We start from the raw sequence: 15,654 nt of genomic DNA on the forward strand, positions 1-15,654 counted from the left end.
TCCGTTCCCTCCTAAGCCAATACAGGCGTTAAATTTTTACGTTGATAAACCTCATTGATAAACTTTGTGGCTTCTTGTAGATAACCTGTTGCAAAGACCTCCGTAGGTTCATTTTTACTGATTTGTAAGACAAGCTCCGGAAATGACTGATCAAAGTTATATTCCCCGGACTCCACAAAATGTGTCTGGAATTCATTGATCACTGTATTTTGTGTGCTTGCGCTAATACCTTTATCTAACAGCAAGGCTTTCGCTGCCTGAACAAAGGCATTGTATGCATGATAGATAGCGTCTGCGAATTTTGCTTCCCCGAATGTCTCATTTGCCCATTGCAGCTTTTCCTCCGCCTCATAGATCAATGTTGCTACCAGATCGATCACTACCCCAGCACACTCACCAACACCTATCGCTGTTTGAAAAGTATCTTCATGCCCCCAATCTACAAACTCGTCTTCCGAAAGCGTTGTCAGATCTGACAGTGGCTTTAATAAGTTGTAAAAATAATTTTTACCTTGTCTGTCGTAATACGCATGAAAGTTTTCAGTTTCTTCAGCATTCTTTTTGTAATCGTTCAGTACGAATTCAACCACATGCAATACTCGTTTGGTGGGTACTTTGATAATCCGTTCGGCTACCCGGCCTTCACCATCGCCGATCGTGCCGCCACCGAGCATAACCTGGGCGGCAGGAACTACCTTACCCTCTGCTTTAACTGAGCTGCCATGGAAGCCAATATGTGCCAGTCCATGTTGACCACAGGAATTCATACAACCGGATATCTTAATTTTCAAATCTCTGTTGAAAATAAAATCTTGGTGGAATTCGGCGATATATGACTCAATGACCCGCGCCATTTCGGTACTATTTGAAATGCCAAGATTACAGGTGTCCGTGCCAGGGCATGTTGTCACATCTGCAGTACTGTCAAAGCCTACCTGAGCAAGATCTAATGATTTTAGCAGTTGATAAATATGAGGTAGCGACTTTTCGGTTGCATACTTCAATAGCAAACTTTGGTTTTGTGTTATCCGGATATCATCCGCAACGAGATCTTTTAGTCCAGCGACCAAGGACCGGGCTTTATCGGTACCGATGTCCCCAGTAGAAACACGTACATAGACACCATAATAGCCTGCTTGCTTTTGTTCAAATGTATTCGTGTTCTTCCATACCTGATAGTTTAAATCGGTATCGAGATCAAGTACGGTGATTTGGCTGTCATCCGGTGGTAGCGGTTGTTCAATTTTGGTTCGATCGATAGCGAAAGCTTTTACTTTTGTAGCAATCTTTTCTGCTTCGATCAGATTTAACACCTCTTCCAAGCCAAGTTTCTGAATAAGATATTTAAAGCGAGCCTTGTTACGGTTGTTGCGTTCGCCGTATCGGTCAAACACTCTTAAGGTAGCCTCTATATAAGGAATTAGCTCATCTTCCGATAGAAATTCATTTGTTAGCGATGCTAAAAATGGCTGTGATCCCAGTCCACCTCCTAGCAAGACTTTGAAACCACGTACTTCTACACCATCGACATACTTTAATTTTGGAATAAAACCCAAGTCATGGATATACGAGAAAGCGGTGTCCTCTTCACTTGCAGAAAAAGACATCTTGAATTTTCTACCCATCTCCGCACAGACTGGATTACGTAGAAAATATTCAAATGTCGCCTGTGCATATGGTGATACATCAAAAGGTTCTTTCGGATCAATACCCGAAGTTGGTGAAGCCGTTACATTACGAACAGTATTACCACAGGCTTCCCTTAGGGTAATATCGTCCTCTGCCAATTTTGACCAAAGCTCTGGCGTGCGATCCAGACTGACGTAATGAATCTGAATATCCTGACGTGTGGTCAGATGCAGGTTGCGACTTGCATATTCATCAGAGATTGCCGCGATTTTGATCAATTGTTTAAAAGTAACTTTTCCAAATGGAAGTTTGATACGAACCATTTGAACCCCTGGTTGTCTCTGTCCATATACTCCCCTGGCAAGGCGCAGTGATCTAAATTTCTCATCAGCGATCTTACCTTCGTGAAATAACCGAATCTTTTTTTCAAGTTCAATAATCTCCTTTTCCACGACTGGATTTTCTAATTCTGTACGGAAGCTTTGCATAAAACAAATAAAATCTATTGATTTAGTATTCTTTTCTCGATGTCAAATGTAAAAATATTTTTTTAATATTCTATAATATCTACCAAATTAATATATATTTGCCGTATAAAATTTAATATACTAAACCTGTAGACTAATAGGTGTAATGATAAAAAGATGTTTTATAGTCCTTGTTTTTAGCTTTATAGTTGTATCTAAGATCACGTCATGCGCGCCAAAAGTAAAGAATGGATATAGCAAAGAGCGTGGGTTTGAAGGTAATATTTCATTATCTGGAGCTTTTGCCCTCTACCCTTTGGCGGTAATCTGGAGTGAAGACTTTAAAAAAATTCACCCTCATGTTCGTTTTAATATTTCCGCAGGCGGAGCGGGCAAAGGAATAGCCGATGTGCTAACTGGTATGGTAGACATTGGTTTGGTATCACGGGATCTTCATGCGCAAGAAGTTAAAAAAGGTGCAGTTCCTATTATCGTCGCTAAAGACGCTGTGATTTGTACATTGAATCCTGGCAATCCGAATTATAAAGCATTACTGAAACGAGGTTTAACACGGGAGGAACTTGCGGATATTTTTGTCAATCGAAAATTTAAAACATGGAATCAAATTGATCCGCAGTTTACTTCAGATCCGATTAATGTCTACGTGCGTTCGGATGCCGCCGGAGCGGCAGAAACCTGGGCCAAATTTTTTGGACACAAACAGGAGGATCTGCAAGGCATTGGCATCTTCGGAGACCCTGGCATCGCACAAGCGATTAAAGATGATAAGTTTGGCATTGGCTTCAACAACATTAATTATGTATATAATTTAAAGACAAACAAAGTATTTGATCATATTGATGTATTGCCATTGGATTTAAATAAAAATGGGCAAATTGAAGCAGATGAGCAATTCTATGGCTCCCTGTCGGACTTGACAGGAGCGGTTGCGGCGGGAAGATACCCTGCCCCCCCTTCGCGTGATCTGACATTTGTCACACGTAATAAAACAGAATCTCTGCTCTTGAAGGAATTTATCTCATTTGTACTACAGAAACAGGCGCAATCACAATTACTGGAAAATGGTTATGTACCATTGAGTGCAACACTGATTAATGAAGAACTAAATAAGTTATAGCATGCTAAATACACGTCTAGTTAAAGATACTTTAGTAAAACGGTCCACATTATTATTGCTGCTGATTTCGCTTTCAGTTGTCCTTATTATTGCGGTCGGTTTAACCGTAAAATCCATTCCACTATTTGAATATAGCAATGTATTTCAGCTGTTGACAGACAAAGTATGGGCACCTATGAAAGGCTCATTCGGATTTTTACCTTTTATCGCCGGCACACTTGCTGTCACATTGATATCCCTTGCCATTGCCATACCACTGTGTATATTAACAGCTGTTTATCTGACTGAATATGCTTCAGATGCATTGAAAAATATGATGCTCCCGCTTGTTAATGTTTTGGCTGCCATTCCTCCAGTGCTATATGGTGTTTGGGGTGTGTTATTTATTGTACCATTGATCCAGCTTTATATTGCTCCGATTTTTGGCGTGGTGACATCTGGTTATTCGGTGTTAGCCGGTGGGATCGTATTGGCAGTCATGATATTTCCGATCATGATTTCAATTATGGTTGAGGTGCTCCAAACGATTCCATATGAATTAAAAGCAGCCTCTTTGTCTTTAGGAGCAACAAAATGGGATACCATAAAACATGTTATTCTCAAAAAAGCAAAGCCCGGGATTATTGCGGCAATTGTCCTATCAACCTCTCGTGCGTTTGGAGAAACGATTGCGGTATTAATGGTTTGTGGTAATGTGCCTAAGGTTCCTACGTCCATCTTTGATGCCGGTTACCCCATCCCAGCTTTAATTGCCAACAATTTTGGTGAGATGATGTCTATCCCACTTTATGAGTCAGCATTGATGTTTTCAGCATTATTGCTATTTGTGATCATATTTGTTTTCAATTTAATATCACGTCTGATCTTGAGACGTCTCGAAGGAGGTTTAGATGGATAATACCAAAAGAAGGTTATTGAGCGAAAAAATCGCGAAGGGTTTCATGCATCTGTCCGGAATCACAGTAACTGCTTCCCTATTTTTTATTGTAGGTACGATCCTCTATAAGGGGCTTCCCTATCTCAATTGGGAGATGGTCAGCCAATTACCCAAAGGTGGGTTTTACATCGGTAAAGAAGGCGGAATCTTAAATGCCATATTAGGTTCACTCTATCTGGCAGGTGTAGCGACCGCCCTTTCCGCTTTTATTGGCATCCCAATATCTCTTTATCTTAATATTTATTTAGGAACAAATTCCAGAGTAACACAGTTTTCAAAGCTTTTGTTCGATGTACTTTACGGTGTTCCATCCATTGTTTATGGTGCTGTCGGCTTTGGTATCATGGTCTATTTTGGTATTAGAGCTTCGCTATTGGGTGGTATCATTACGGTCACACTATTGACGATCCCTATTGTGGTACGGACAGTAGACGAATTAATCAAAACGATTCCTGAAGATTTGAAAAATGTCACGCTTTCCCTTGGTACAACACGTTGGGAGCTCGCTAAGGTTATGTTGCGGAGCATTCGCGCTGGACTATTAACGGCTATTCTGTTGGCGTTTGGAAGGGCTATTGGTGATGTTGCTGGTGTGCTATTGACAACAGGCTTCAGTGATAATCTGCCTAAATATATAGATGAACCTGCAGCAACACTTCCCTTGGCCATATTTTTTCAGTTAAGTAGTCCAATTCCTGAGGTACAGGGGCGAGCTTACGCTTCAGCCCTGGTTTTAACAATCATTATTTTAATTATCGTAGTATGCACGCATATCCTTCAATCGAAACAAAAGAATCGTCGTTAAACAGTCCTTTGACTGATCCTCACATTAAGATCAAGGATCTCAATGTGTATATCGATGGGAGACATATCTTAAAGAATATTAATCTTGCCTTACCAAACAACAGTGTAACCTCGATCATTGGGCCCTCAGGTTGTGGTAAGACCACCTTGCTGAAAACACTTAATCGACTGGTTGACGATACGAAAGGTGTTGAAATAACGGGGTCTGTGCTCGTGAACGGTGAGGATATTTATGGTAAGGATGCTGAGGTAACACATATTCGTAAGAAGATGGGGCTTTTATCCCAAAAACCTTATCCCTTACCGATGTCCATCTACGATAATGTCGCTTATGGCCCGCGTATACATGGTACCAAGAATAAAAAGGAACTGGATAAAATTGTCGAGACACAATTGCGAAATGTAGCCTTATGGGATGAGGTCAAGGATCGTTTGGGGCAGTCTGCAAGTGGTCTTTCGATTGGACAGCAGCAACGACTTTGTTTAGCCAGGGGCCTTGCTGTTGAACCTGAAATTATACTTGGCGATGAATCGACTTCTGCATTGGATCCATTATCTACAGCAAAAATTGAAGAATTATTAATCGAGCTGAAGCAGGATTATACCATTGTTCTGGTTACACATATCTTACGACAAGCTAGAAGGGTGTCCGACTATATTCTTTTCGTTTATGGGGGAGAAATCCTTGAATTTGGCCCCACTGAGCAAGTGTTGTTAAATCCACAGCATGAGATCACAAAACAATATGTAAAAGGTTTTATCTCCTGATAAACTGCCTATCGTTTATATATGTAAGTCGAAGATTCTAGGAGGCTCCATAAAATCTTCGACTTTTCACTTCTTTACTTTATTACAGCTTCTTTATCTCAGGTCGAATAAATCATCAACACCTAATATCTTTTTAGAAGTAAATCCTTCCGCATACTTTGCCTGGATATAACGGCCAAATTCTCTCGCTCTAGCAGCAGTAGATTCCATAAAATCCGGATTGGAGATATAGGTTTGTGGCTCGTCTGGATTGGTGTTTTCACCTGTATAGAATTGTGTTTTATAGGCTAGGATTGACTTCTCCTTGATAGTATAGTAGTCCGTAATATCAATAACCACATCAGGCTTGATATAATAGTCCTGTACAAACTGTAATACTAACCGTGGTCGAAAGGCTTCTTGGACATGATTATTTTCATCTTTTGTTTGCACTTTTCTTAAACCCGAAAGGAAACAAGCTTCATTCACAAGCTGTCCTGCCCTACCATGATCAGGGTGACGGTCGGTAATCGCATTGGTAATAACAATTTCAGGTTGGTATTTCCTTATTGCACTTATAATAGCCATTTTTTCTTCGATAGCATTTTCGAAAAAACCATCTCTGAGACCAAGATTTTCGCGAGTAGCCAATCCCAGGATCGTTGCGGCATCTTTTGCCTCTTGCGCCCTTGTCTCAGCTGTACCGCGTGTGCCTAGTTCGCCCTGTGTCAGGTCTACAATTCCTACTTTTTTTCCTTCAGCAACATATTTTGCCATTACTCCGCCTGCCCCTAATTCTGCGTCATCGGGATGCACAGCAATGACTAATAAATCTAGTTTTAGCATATTGATATCCTCTTTTTTGTTTACAGCTTCCAATTTCACCAAAATCGGTTAAAATGATTCTGCAGTTAATTCTTTCATATTGCTAGCTTATTTTGACGATAGCCAACATAGATGGACTTACTGCTGTGAAGCCGAGGTCAAAGGTAGAAAGTTTGTTGTTTACTCCGCTAAAAGTCGTTCGATATTACGACAAATTTTACCTGACAATGGCGAAGTCGTGGGGTAATAGAAATCCACAACCTCTCCCTGCTTGTTGATCAGGTACTTGTGAAAGTTCCAGGAAGGTTTACTATTTATATGACCGTTTTCTGTCTTATTTGAAAGAAAATTATACAATGGCGTCGTATAGGTACCAACGACATGGCTACGCTTAAAAACTGGAAAACTGACTTGTTGGTTTATTCGACAAAATGTCTCCAACGTACTGCCTGTCAGGGGTTCTTGATTCCGAAAGTTATTGGACGGGAATGCAAGTATCTCAAACCCCTTTTCTTTATACTTTTGGTAGAGCTTTTCAAGCGATTTAAATTGTCTCGTAAACAGACACTGACTCGCTGTATTGACGACCAACAAAACCTTTCCTTCAAAATCCCCTAGAGATTTCATGGTTCCATTGAATTGCAAGGCATCAAAGTCATAAATCGTTTTCATATTATCTTAATTTAGGTATTTACATGAGGATCCGGATACTTTTTCAAGTCTCCTTGTAATTAGCATATCGAAATCTACATGACCGGTTTAGGTCTTGATCTTTCAAATTCCCGGATAATGTTTTCGATTTCGAAGTCCTCCTTTGGATCGTACGCAGATTTTAGATTATGCCCAAAAATTTTGGCAACCCCTTGATAAAAGAACGCGGAGATTCCACCTTTCATTTCTTTTACCATTTCGTAGCTTGTATGCCCTGTATAACGATCGATCAGTTTTATAAGAATTTTACCCTGGGAAATGGTCATGTTTTTAATTTCCCTATTAAACATTTGTTTCACGTCATTTTCACAACGCTCCACCAAGGCTTCATGCTCCTTTTTTTCAGATGTCATGGCTAGATCCCGATCCAGCTGGTCGTATCTTTTTTGTGCATATATCGCATAAGGAAGTACCTTCAGTACATTTCGTCTAAAGCGTAGATATTCCCGTCTTGCTTCCTCGCTTGACCATACTCGTTTTCTGACAATAACAACCTCAGGGATGGGAAACCAAGGCAGAATCTCGCCCGAAGGTAATGTTGTTTTCATATAATCAGTCACAGTCTCTTGCGCCCCTTCACCATACAATGGAAGAACAAGAGATTGAGCCTGTGTCACACCTGACAAGGTCCCAAGAAGAAAAAGCAAACCACCTACTATTGTCTTCATCTGAATGACTATATAACTCTTTTAATTTGTCAATGCTATTATATTTTGGTAAATTTATTACAAAATAAGTTAGCTTGATAATCGTATTCGAAATACATTAACTAAATTAAACAAAAATACTCAAAAAAACATCATTTACCTGCAACGTTTATGAAAGATTATGTGATTGATATAGAGGCAGAAAACAAAGAGATAAGAAAACGTTACCGTGCATTATTGCGTGCCTGCAAGCCTACTTTGCAGCGCGGGGATAAGCAAGAGATTCGTAAAGCTTTTGATTTGGCATTGGATAGTCATAAGGAAATGCGCCGCAAATCAGGAGAACCTTATATTTATCATCCTATTGCTGTGGCGCAAATTGCTGCTGAGGAAATAGGCTTAGGTACGACCTCCATTGTATGCGCTTTGCTCCATGATGTTGTTGAGGATACCAATGTGACCTTGGACGAAATTGAGGAAATGTTTGGAAAAAAAGTTCGTCGCATTATCGACGGATTAACTAAAATTTCCGGAATATTCGATCCTAATAGTTCAATGCAGGCCGAAAACTTCCGTAAAATGCTGCTCACTCTTGCAGACGACGTACGTGTTATTCTTATCAAATTGGCGGATAGGCTGCATAATATGCGGACGATGGAGTTTATGGCAAGAGATAAACAGCTGAAGATTGCTTCGGAGACCAGTTATCTCTATGCCCCTTTAGCGCATCGCTTGGGTCTGTATGCAATTAAATCAGAATTGGAGGACTTGTCCATGAAGTTCACCGATCCGGATACCTACAAATTTATTGCCCGAAAACTGAATGAGAAGAAGGCTGAGCGCGAGAGATTTATTGGTGATTTTATTGACCCTATTAAAGAAATTCTAGAAGAACAAGGGATTAAAGCATCTGTGTTTGGAAGGCCCAAATCCATCCATTCGATCTGGAACAAGATGCGCAAAAAGTCAATTCCATTCGAGGAAGTATATGATTTATTTGCCATCCGTATCGTCATCGATGCGGTAGACGAAAAGGAAAAAACCGAATGTTGGAAAGTATATTCCATTGTTACGGATTTATATCGCCCCAATCCAGACCGTTTACGCGATTGGATCTCCTCCCCCAAAGGGAATGGTTATGAATCTTTACATACCACAGTGATGGGCCCCAAAGGCCAATGGGTAGAGGTACAGATTCGGACCAAACGGATGAATGAAATTGCAGAGAAAGGATTTGCGGCCCACTGGAAATATAAAGAGTCTAATTCGGATTCAGGCCTGGATCAATGGATCAAAAAGGTACGCGATGTATTGAGCAGCCCTGATCAGAATGCCATGGATTTTGTGGATGATTTTAAGATGAATCTGTTCTCCGATGAGATTTTTATCTTCACGCCAAAAGGTACACTGATTCAATTGCCCAATAATGCCACAGCCTTGGACTTTGCCTTTGAGATTCACTCCGATATAGGTGCAAGTTGTATTGGTGCCAAAGTGAACCATAAATTGGTCCCACTTAGCCACGTCTTGCAAAATGGTGATCAAGTAGAGATTATTACATCGAGTAAGCAGTCTCCAAAAGAAGATTGGCTCAATTTTGTCGTTACCGCAAAAGCGAAATCTAAAATTAGATCCTCCCTTAAAGAAGAGAAACGAAGAGTCGCAGAGGACGGTAAGGAGATTCTGGAACGCAAATTGAAGTCTTTAAAAGTAACCTACAATACAGATAATATCAACAAGATTGCTAATTATCTGAAATATCCAAGTTCTCAGGACCTTTTTTATAACGTCGCAAAAGGCATTGTTGATATCAAGCAATTGCGCGAGTACGTGGCGCATGAGAAAGCAGTTGAAATTAATGCGGGTTCTTCTTCTGGCAATCAGTTCAATAGCCATATAGGTGGTTTAGTCGAAAAGATCAATAAGAAAGAGTTTGATACCATCCTTATTGGAGATGATATGCAAAAAGTTGACTATACCCTAGCCCCTTGTTGCAATCCGATTCCTGGCGATGATATTTTTGGCTTCCTGACAGTTAATGACGGTATCAAGATCCATCGTACCAGTTGCCCCAATGCGTCCAAGTTAATGGCGAATTATGGCTACCGTATACTGAAGGCACGCTGGGCTTCTACAAAAGACTCTGCATTCCTGACTGGGTTGCATATTGTGGGGATCGATGATGTCGGATTGGTCAATAAACTCACAACGGTTATTTCTCAAGAGTTTGCCGTTAATATTCGCTCCTTATCCATATCGAGTAATGATGGTATTTTTGATGGTAATATTATGGTTTACGTCAATGATACACAGCAATTAGAGAGCTTGATGAAAAACCTCAAACAAGTAAGAGGGATCACAGGAGTAAATCGTTATGAATCTGAAAATTAATCAAATGAATATCACAATTTAGAAATACTATCAAATGTCAATCTAAATTGGTAAATTTGTACAAGAATATTTTTACTATGAATCAAGCTGAAAATTTTGCAACTGTAAAAAAAATCTTTGAAGCATACTTAGAAAATAAAAATCTAAGAAAAACTCCAGAGCGTTATGCTATCTTGGAAGAGATCTATTCACGTACTGATCACTTTGATGTTGAGTCTTTGTATATCCATATGAAGAACAAAAAATACCGTGTCAGCCGTGCTACAGTTTATAATACCCTCGAATTATTAGTGTCTTGTGATTTGGTTACTAAACACCAATTTGGCCGTAATATGGCTCAATTCGAAAAGTCTTACGGTTTCAAACAACACGACCACGTGATTTGTATTGAATGCAATAAGGTTGTAGAGTTTTGTGACCCTCGTATCAACCAGATCCAAAGCCTTATGGGGGACCTATTGAAGTTTGACATCAAACACCATTCTTTAAATTTATACGGTGTATGTCAAGATTGCCAGGAAAAAAATAAAAAAGAAGAAACCGTAGCCCAAGAAGCTATTTCAAATTAATCTTATATTTTTGTTAAATATAATAGTACATTTGTTCAGGAATGTTCAGGAGAAAAATTCCTGAACATTTTTATTTTTTTAATGAGTCTATTTTTATTAATAACATTTTAATTACTATACTTTAAAAGCTATGCAAGTTGATGTGCTTTTGGGCTTACAATGGGGTGACGAGGGTAAAGGTAAAATCGTAGACGTATTTTGTCCAAAATACGATTTAATCGCTCGTTTCCAAGGCGGCCCTAACGCCGGACACACGTTGGAATTTGATAACAAAAAATTCGTGCTCAACACAATTCCATCTGGTATCTTCAATGAAGGTACACTAAATCTTATTGGTAATGGTGTCGTTATTGATCCGATTATCCTAAAAAGAGAATTAGACAACCTTAAGACAGCTGGTTTTGATCCGGTGGGTAAAGGCAATTTGGTGCTAGCGCGCAAAGCACACCTTATTTTGCCAACACACCAATTATTGGATGCCGCTTCAGAATCGAAAATGGGCGCAGGCAAGATTGGATCTACCTTAAAAGGTATCGGCCCGACGTACATGGATAAGACTGGTAGAAACGGCTTACGTGTAGGTGATACGACACTTCCAGATTTTCAAGAGCGTTACCAAAAGCTGAAAGAAAAGCATTTAAATATTCTTTCACACTATGGCGATATTCCTGATTTCAGTGAAAAAGAACAAGCGTTCCTGGATGCTATCGAATTTATTAAAACCATTCCTCATGTTGATTCAGAGCATTTAGTCAATCAATATCTGAAAGAAGGCAAACGTGTATTGGCTGAGGGAGCTCAAGGTACCCTTTTGGATGTGGATTTCGGTTCTTATCCATTTGTTACTTCATCGAATACAACAACTGCTGGAGCTTGTACCGGTCTTGGTATCGCTCCCAATAAAATTGGTAAGGTATACGGTATTTTCAAAGCTTATGCGACCCGCGTAGGTGGAGGTCCCTTCCCTACTGAACTTCATGATGAGACCGGTGAAAAACTACGTCAATTAGGTCATGAATTTGGCGCTACGACAGGACGTGCCCGCCGTACAGGATGGATTGATATCCCAGCATTGAAATATGCGATTATGTTGAATGGTGTGACTGATTTAATCATGATGAAGGCGGATGTATTGGATACTTTCGACAAGATTTATGCTTGTACACATTATAAATATAATGGTGAGGTAATTGATTATATGCCATATGAGATTATTACTCATCAAGCAGAACCGATCTTGGAAGAAATTCAAGGCTGGAAACAAGATTTGACTGGTATCACATCTGAGGGCGAGATTCCTGAGGCGTTAAACAACTATATTTCTTATTTGGAGAAAGCACTTGAAGTTCCTATCACAATTTTATCGGTAGGTCCGGATCGTAAACAAACACTGGCTTTATCAAAGTAAAATATGAGGATCGAAAGTTTTGATCTTCTCGATTCTAAAGATAAATTTCATCAAAAAGCCCTGCATTGGTCGGGGCAATTTGATGAAATTTCTTTCTTTAATAGCAACGGCGCGCCTGACGAATGGGGAAGATTTGAGAGTGTATTGGCGGTGAAGGCCTTGCATTCATTTTGTGCCGATGATGATGTATTGGATCAATTACAGCAATTCTTAGTCAAACATCAATGCGAGTTTATTCCGGGATTTCTATCCTATGATCTTAAGAATGAGATCGAAAATTTACATACTAGCGCCACTGATAAGCTCGGATTTCCAGCTGCCTATTTTTTTGTTCCAACCATTACGGTCAGATGGGCCGCTAATCAAGTTCACATCCAAGCCGATGATCCAGTTGCGGTGTATCAGTCCATCTGCGGCACAGTAATCCCACAGATAAATGCCAACCCAGAGATAAAGATACACTCAAGGTGGACGAAAGAAGAATACTTTGCCGCCTTTGATAAGGTACAACAACATATCCAGCGTGGTGATATCTATGAAGTAAATCTCTGTCAGGAGTTCTTTGCCGAAAATGCAGATATTAACCCTATCGAGGTTTATCTAAAATTGAATACTGTATCACCTACTCCATTCAGCAACTTTTTTAAAGTTGGCCATCATTTTATCATGAGCGCTTCTCCAGAACGTTTTTTGGCGAAAAGACAAGGTAAACTGATTTCTCAGCCCATTAAAGGCACTGCTAAAAGAGGTGTTACAGCGTACGAGGATGAAGAGATTGTCAGTCGTATGCTCCAATCACAAAAGGAGATCGCCGAAAATGTAATGATTGTGGATTTAGTTCGAAATGATTTGACACGAAGTGCCCTTCCCGGAACAGTTGAAGCAACACGTTTGTTTGAAATCCAATCTTTTAAACAGGTGCATCAGATGATCTCGACAATCACCTGCATCCAAAATCCGAAGGTATCCAATATGGATGTATTTAGACATACATTTCCTGCAGGTTCAATGACAGGTGCGCCTAAGATTGCAGCAATGCGAATCTGTGATCAGATTGAAGCTTCCAAAAGAGGAGTATATGCGGGGTCCATAGGTTATTTTGATACTGTTCGTGATGAATTTGATTTTAATGTCGTGATCCGCTCCCTCCTATACAACCAGCGGGAACATTACCTGTCCTTTCATACAGGTGGCGCTGTTACCAACCAAGCATTAGTGGAACAAGAATATCAAGAGTGCCTGCTGAAAGCCTCAGCTCTTCTATATGCATTGGATACGGTGGTACAATGATAAAACTATACTAATTTTGTAGAGAATATTTTTTGCTTCAACTATTTTTTCGACCTTTGTGCTGTTGAAAATGCAGATTCCTTATATTGATATACATACACATCAGCCCAATGTTATAAAGGATGGCTCCAGTCTATCTATTGTAAACGTAGCATTGAACCATAATGAGACTATCATTAAGGGGGGAGACTGCTCGATTGGGTTACATCCATGGTATATCAACAACAATACAGAAAAAGCATTGGAATTGATGCGTACAATGATAGAGGAAGCAAATGTTTTAGCAGTAGGTGAATGTGGTCTGGACAAAAATAGTGACGTATCCTTCGCGGAACAACAAGCAGTTTTTGACCAACAGATTCTATTGGCCATAGCTTTTCAGAAGCCGCTGATTATTCATTGTGTTCGTGCTTTTCAGGAGATTCAGGCTTCTTTGGCGAAAGAAAAATTTCGACTCCCGGTTATCTTTCATGGTTATCGCAAGAATTGGATCTTAGCCAAACAGCTCATTGATAAAGGGTACTACCTTTCAATCGGTGTCCATTGTTTGGATGGCAGCCAGGATCAAGTCGTAAGAAATATTCCCCTTGCACATTTATTTTTGGAAACAGATACCGATACAGCAACGGAAATTGCTAGCCTATATCAATATGTCGCTCAAGTTCGATCTATTCCAGTAGAGATGCTAAAGCAGGCATTATATCATAATTATAAGATTGTATTAAAAAAATGAAAGATTTAAGTTGGCTGTCACGCACTGAGGCATTGGTCGGTAGGACAGCTTTGGAAAAATTAGCGGATTCACACGTAATGGTTCTGGGTCTAGGTGGTGTAGGTTCCTTTGCAGCAGAATTTATCTGTCGTGCAGGGGTTGGTAAAATGACCATTATAGATGGTGATACGGTAGACCCATCTAACAGAAATAGACAACTCCCAGCTCTTGCAACGAACCACGGTGAAGCGAAGGCTGAAATCATGAGACAGCGTCTTTTGGCTATCAATCCAGAATTGGAGTTGACCGTGATCAAGGACTTTATTATCCCCGAAAAAATACCAGCTTTATTGGACATGAAACCTGACTATTGTGTGGAAGCCATTGATAGTATCACACCGAAGTTATTCTTCATCAGACTGGCACTGGATGCAAAAATGCCATTTGTAAGTTCAATGGGTGCGGGCGGTAAAGTTGATCCAACTAAAATTGAGATTGCCGATATTAGTAAGTCTTATAACTGCAAGTTAGCCCAGCATATCCGCAAAAAATTGCGTAAACATGGTATCCGTGACGGTGTTAAAGTTGCCTTCTCAACTGAATTGCCAGACAAAAAATCTTTGCTGTATACCGATGGAAGTAATTTCAAGAAATCGGCTTATGGAACAATGTCTTATCTACCGGCAGCTTTTGGCGGTGCGATTGCTTCAGTTGCTATTCGGGATCTGATGGAAAATGCCTAAATTGGTGCTAAATAAACATATGCATAAATTATAAGAGCTACTCGCCTATGGGTTTGTAGCTCCTATTTTTGTTATGGATAAGAGTGAGCTATCGACTCGTTACTCCTTTCATATCAAGACCTTTTGGTTTAATATGTTCCAATCTTTTCTTTAACGAATCCAATTGCGATTTTTCAATATTTCCGGTAGCAATAATAACCCCCTCCTTTACTTGGGCTGTAATTGTCGGAAACTCTTTTAACACTCGATTGACATCCCTTGTTAGCGTCGAATCTACCGCCCCCTCTACTATTTCATGATATTTTTCGCGTGCGTCTTCTGGTTCCGGAAGATTGACCATAATATTGTTATGGATAGATTTGATACTTTCACCACCGGCCAACTTTGTTTTCTCTTCAATAACCTGTTTCAATGAATCTGATCCTAATTGTCCGTTCAAGGTAACATTACCCGCTTCTACATCCACTGCTATGCCTTGGTTATCTGCTAAAGCTTCTTCAATTTTAGACTTTAACTTATCATCGGATTCTGGTGACCGGCATGAGTGAACAAAAGGTAAAACACCTAATGAAAATATCAAAAGTAAGTTGTTTAATTTCATCGTATCGTTTTATTTTCGTTCATAGTAAAAACAGT

At 39.8% G+C, this 15,654-nt stretch carries 15 protein-coding genes; 10 read left to right on the forward strand and 5 right to left on the reverse strand.

What is annotated here, in order from left to right:
- Window positions 1–11: 11 nt before the first annotated feature.
- Complete coding sequence (locus DFQ12_RS02800; RefSeq protein ID WP_120257505.1) at window positions 12–2,117, reverse strand: HEPN domain-containing protein; 2,106 nt, start codon at window positions 2,115–2,117, stop codon at window positions 12–14.
- 145 nt (window positions 2,118–2,262) lie between these two features.
- Here DFQ12_RS02800 and DFQ12_RS02805 point away from each other — a divergent pair, with 145 nt between their 5' ends.
- The 4 genes from DFQ12_RS02805 to DFQ12_RS02820 are packed head-to-tail and all read left to right on the forward strand — an operon-like array spanning window position 2,263 to window position 5,743.
- Window positions 2,263–3,234, forward strand: coding sequence for a PstS family phosphate ABC transporter substrate-binding protein (locus DFQ12_RS02805; protein WP_120257506.1), 972 nt, complete (start codon window positions 2,263–2,265; stop codon window positions 3,232–3,234).
- Between the two features lies 1 nt (window position 3,235).
- The gene (pstC, locus tag DFQ12_RS02810; protein WP_120257507.1) at window positions 3,236–4,132 is read left to right on the forward strand and encodes a phosphate ABC transporter permease subunit PstC; all 897 of its coding nucleotides are present in this window, start codon (window positions 3,236–3,238) and stop codon (window positions 4,130–4,132) included.
- Complete coding sequence (locus DFQ12_RS02815; RefSeq protein WP_120257508.1) at window positions 4,125–4,976, forward strand: PstA family ABC transporter permease; 852 nt, start codon at window positions 4,125–4,127, stop codon at window positions 4,974–4,976. The genes pstC and DFQ12_RS02815 overlap by 8 nt, the downstream gene beginning before the upstream one ends.
- Complete coding sequence (locus tag DFQ12_RS02820; RefSeq protein ID WP_120257509.1) at window positions 4,934–5,743, forward strand: phosphate ABC transporter ATP-binding protein; 810 nt, start codon at window positions 4,934–4,936, stop codon at window positions 5,741–5,743. The genes DFQ12_RS02815 and DFQ12_RS02820 overlap by 43 nt, the downstream gene beginning before the upstream one ends.
- A gap of 93 nt (window positions 5,744–5,836) precedes the next feature.
- On the opposite strand, the gene bshB1 is transcribed toward DFQ12_RS02820, so the two are convergent.
- From bshB1 to DFQ12_RS02835, 3 genes are all read right to left on the reverse strand, one after another.
- On the reverse strand, window positions 5,837–6,568 hold the full coding sequence (gene bshB1 / locus DFQ12_RS02825; protein WP_120259190.1) for a bacillithiol biosynthesis deacetylase BshB1: 732 nt from the start codon (window positions 6,566–6,568) through the stop codon (window positions 5,837–5,839).
- A 159-nt stretch (window positions 6,569–6,727) separates the two neighbouring features.
- Window positions 6,728–7,219 (reverse strand): glutathione peroxidase, encoded by a 492-nt coding sequence (locus DFQ12_RS02830; protein ID WP_120257510.1) that lies wholly within the window; start codon window positions 7,217–7,219, stop codon window positions 6,728–6,730.
- Window positions 7,220–7,293: 74 nt separating this feature from the next.
- Window positions 7,294–7,926 (reverse strand): DUF4294 domain-containing protein, encoded by a 633-nt coding sequence (locus DFQ12_RS02835; RefSeq protein WP_120257511.1) that lies wholly within the window; start codon window positions 7,924–7,926, stop codon window positions 7,294–7,296.
- A 150-nt stretch (window positions 7,927–8,076) separates the two neighbouring features.
- Between DFQ12_RS02835 and DFQ12_RS02840 the strand changes: the two genes are divergently transcribed.
- The 6 genes from DFQ12_RS02840 (at window position 8,077) to DFQ12_RS02865 (ending at window position 15,018) form a co-directional block, all read left to right on the forward strand.
- On the forward strand, window positions 8,077–10,296 hold the full coding sequence (locus DFQ12_RS02840; protein ID WP_120257512.1) for a RelA/SpoT family protein: 2,220 nt from the start codon (window positions 8,077–8,079) through the stop codon (window positions 10,294–10,296).
- 77 nt (window positions 10,297–10,373) lie between these two features.
- Window positions 10,374–10,865 (forward strand): Fur family transcriptional regulator, encoded by a 492-nt coding sequence (locus DFQ12_RS02845; protein ID WP_104381932.1) that lies wholly within the window; start codon window positions 10,374–10,376, stop codon window positions 10,863–10,865.
- A gap of 130 nt (window positions 10,866–10,995) precedes the next feature.
- On the forward strand, window positions 10,996–12,273 hold the full coding sequence (locus DFQ12_RS02850; RefSeq protein WP_120257513.1) for an adenylosuccinate synthase: 1,278 nt from the start codon (window positions 10,996–10,998) through the stop codon (window positions 12,271–12,273).
- 3 nt (window positions 12,274–12,276) lie between these two features.
- Window positions 12,277–13,563 (forward strand): anthranilate synthase component I family protein, encoded by a 1,287-nt coding sequence (locus DFQ12_RS02855; protein WP_120257514.1) that lies wholly within the window; start codon window positions 12,277–12,279, stop codon window positions 13,561–13,563.
- A 70-nt stretch (window positions 13,564–13,633) separates the two neighbouring features.
- Window positions 13,634–14,296: a TatD family hydrolase gene (locus DFQ12_RS02860; RefSeq protein ID WP_120257515.1), complete on the forward strand. Its 663-nt coding sequence runs from the start codon at window positions 13,634–13,636 to the stop codon at window positions 14,294–14,296.
- On the forward strand, window positions 14,293–15,018 hold the full coding sequence (locus DFQ12_RS02865; RefSeq protein ID WP_120257516.1) for a tRNA threonylcarbamoyladenosine dehydratase: 726 nt from the start codon (window positions 14,293–14,295) through the stop codon (window positions 15,016–15,018). Before DFQ12_RS02860 ends, DFQ12_RS02865 begins: the two co-directional genes overlap by 4 nt.
- An 88-nt stretch (window positions 15,019–15,106) precedes the next feature.
- Here the strand turns inward: DFQ12_RS02865 and DFQ12_RS02870 are convergent, their stop codons facing one another.
- On the reverse strand, window positions 15,107–15,619 hold the full coding sequence (locus tag DFQ12_RS02870; RefSeq protein ID WP_120257517.1) for a BON domain-containing protein: 513 nt from the start codon (window positions 15,617–15,619) through the stop codon (window positions 15,107–15,109).
- Window positions 15,620–15,654: the final 35 nt, after the last annotated feature.

This window comes from Sphingobacterium detergens, from assembly GCF_003610355.1.
GTDB classification, from domain to species: Bacteria; Bacteroidota; Bacteroidia; order Sphingobacteriales; family Sphingobacteriaceae; genus Sphingobacterium; species Sphingobacterium detergens.

Coding starts and splice junctions, on each gene's coding strand:
- DFQ12_RS02830 (WP_120257510.1), bottom strand. CDS start 7,219: ATGAAAACGATTTATGACTTTGATGCCTTGCAATTCAATGGAACCATG.
- DFQ12_RS02820 (WP_120257509.1), top strand. CDS start 4,934: ATGCACGCATATCCTTCAATCGAAACAAAAGAATCGTCGTTAAACAGT.
- DFQ12_RS02870 (WP_120257517.1), bottom strand. CDS start 15,619: ATGAAATTAAACAACTTACTTTTGATATTTTCATTAGGTGTTTTACCT.
- pstC (WP_120257507.1), top strand. CDS start 3,236: ATGCTAAATACACGTCTAGTTAAAGATACTTTAGTAAAACGGTCCACA.
- DFQ12_RS02850 (WP_120257513.1), top strand. CDS start 10,996: ATGCAAGTTGATGTGCTTTTGGGCTTACAATGGGGTGACGAGGGTAAA.
- DFQ12_RS02800 (WP_120257505.1), bottom strand. CDS start 2,117: ATGCAAAGCTTCCGTACAGAATTAGAAAATCCAGTCGTGGAAAAGGAG.
- DFQ12_RS02865 (WP_120257516.1), top strand. CDS start 14,293: ATGAAAGATTTAAGTTGGCTGTCACGCACTGAGGCATTGGTCGGTAGG.
- DFQ12_RS02805 (WP_120257506.1), top strand. CDS start 2,263: ATGATAAAAAGATGTTTTATAGTCCTTGTTTTTAGCTTTATAGTTGTA.
- bshB1 (WP_120259190.1), bottom strand. CDS start 6,568: ATGCTAAAACTAGATTTATTAGTCATTGCTGTGCATCCCGATGACGCA.
- DFQ12_RS02835 (WP_120257511.1), bottom strand. CDS start 7,926: ATGAAGACAATAGTAGGTGGTTTGCTTTTTCTTCTTGGGACCTTGTCA.
- DFQ12_RS02840 (WP_120257512.1), top strand. CDS start 8,077: ATGAAAGATTATGTGATTGATATAGAGGCAGAAAACAAAGAGATAAGA.
- DFQ12_RS02855 (WP_120257514.1), top strand. CDS start 12,277: ATGAGGATCGAAAGTTTTGATCTTCTCGATTCTAAAGATAAATTTCAT.
- DFQ12_RS02815 (WP_120257508.1), top strand. CDS start 4,125: ATGGATAATACCAAAAGAAGGTTATTGAGCGAAAAAATCGCGAAGGGT.
- DFQ12_RS02860 (WP_120257515.1), top strand. CDS start 13,634: ATGCAGATTCCTTATATTGATATACATACACATCAGCCCAATGTTATA.
- DFQ12_RS02845 (WP_104381932.1), top strand. CDS start 10,374: ATGAATCAAGCTGAAAATTTTGCAACTGTAAAAAAAATCTTTGAAGCA.